At 44.6% G+C, this 1,700-nt stretch carries 1 protein-coding gene; it reads left to right on the top strand.

The features are described from left to right. Positions 1-241: 241 nt before the first annotated feature. Positions 242-1,700 (top strand): group II intron reverse transcriptase/maturase (ltrA, locus tag AB4623_RS21930; protein ID WP_372147367.1); only part of this gene is annotated, 1,459 nt, incomplete at its 3' end.

Genomic DNA, 1,700 nt, shown 5'->3' with positions numbered 1-1,700 from the left:
GGGAGTCCAATTATCTAAGCTGACATTTTACGTAACATACGGAACAGGGTAAGCCTGTATCACTCCCTTTGGGAAAGCCTTTGTGGCCGATAGTGATGCAGGTATAGGAGGTCGGAAAAAGCGAAAGCTGCATTGTAATGATGCAGATACAGACTTATGTCTGATCACGAAAGTGAGCCCACTTCCGACTGGTCTCCCATTGCGAGAGAATTTGAAGAACTTTATTCAAGGAGAAAAGCAAATGGTGATCTCGAAAGAGATTAGTGCATCTTCTGACGGCGCTCAATGGCAGTCCATCGACTGGAAATCCGTTGAAGCACACGTATTGAAGCTTCAAATGCGTATCGCAAAAGCAACGAGAGAAAAGAAATACGGTAAGGTGAAGTCCTTACAGTGGCTCTTGACTCATTCTCGCTCAGCCAAGCTTCTTGCGGTTAAGCGAGTCTCTCAGAATAAAGGCAGTAAAACGTCTGGAATAGACGGTGTCACCTGGAACACAGATGTACGCCGTATGAAAGCAGTCAATCAACTGAGCCGCAAGGCTTACTCTGCAAAACCACTCAAACGTATCTACATCCCCAAAAAGAACGGTAAGCTCAGGCCATTGGGTATTCCATGCATGATTGATAGAGCGCAACAAGCCCTCCACCTTCTAGCATTAGAACCAGTGTCCGAAACGCTTGCCGACCTCAATAGCTATGGGTTTAGGCCAAATCGCAGTACGGCTGACGCCGTCAGTCAGTGTTTCAAATGTTTGGCTCTAAAGCGATCAGCGAAATGGGTTCTTGAGGGAGATATTAAGGCTTGCTTCGACAAAATCGGGCATCAATGGCTTATGGACAATATCACGGTAGATAAACGTATGTTAGAGCAATGGTTACAGTCTGGCTATGTGGATAAGGGTCTGTTCTATGATACCGATGAGGGTACACCTCAAGGTGGAATAATATCTCCAACCTTGATGCTAATGACTCTCGCGGGAATAGAGCAACAAATAAAATCTACAGCTCTGAAAATGGGTGCTAGGGCCAACTTTATTGGTTATGCGGATGATTTCGTGGTCACCTGCTCTTCAAAGGAAGTGCTAGTGAACGATATCAAACCGTTGATTGCTGACTTTCTGGCAGAAAGAGGGTTAACCCTCTCCGAAGAGAAAACGAAGGTCACTCATATTGATGATGGCTTTGACTTTCTGGGTTTCAATCACAGGAAGTACAAAGGGAAATTGCTCATTAAACCGAGCAAATCTAACACGCTGTTATTCCTTAGAAATCTACGTGAACTTATTAAAAAGCACGCAACCATCCCTGTTAACGATCTTATCAAGTTGATAAATCCGAAACTTAGAGGGTGGGCGAATTACTATCGCCACTGTGTTGCTAAACAAGTATTCGGGTATGTCGGCCACAAACTATTCCAAGCGTTATGGCACTGGGCAGTTAGACGTCATCCAACCAAGTCCAAAGACTGGGTTGTTCATAAGTATTTTCTCAATCGTAAAGGCCAGTGGCAATTTCACGGTTGGCAGAAAATCATGGACATGGACTGTCACTTCAATCTGTTCCAAATAGCTAAAGTGCCCATCGAGCGACACGTAAAAATCAGGAATGCAGCGACCCCTTTTGACCCTCAATACCAAGAATATTTGGTGAAGAGAAAATCTAAAAGGCTAGCTCGTAACTCTTGGAAAGAGCCTGTCC

The sequence above is a fragment of the Vibrio sp. 10N.222.52.C12 genome (assembly GCF_041474215.1).
Classification (GTDB): domain Bacteria; phylum Pseudomonadota; class Gammaproteobacteria; order Enterobacterales; family Vibrionaceae; genus Vibrio; species Vibrio crassostreae_C.
The sequence above is the reverse complement of the archived record's forward strand: the minus strand, read 5'-3'. Positions and strand labels throughout refer to the sequence as shown.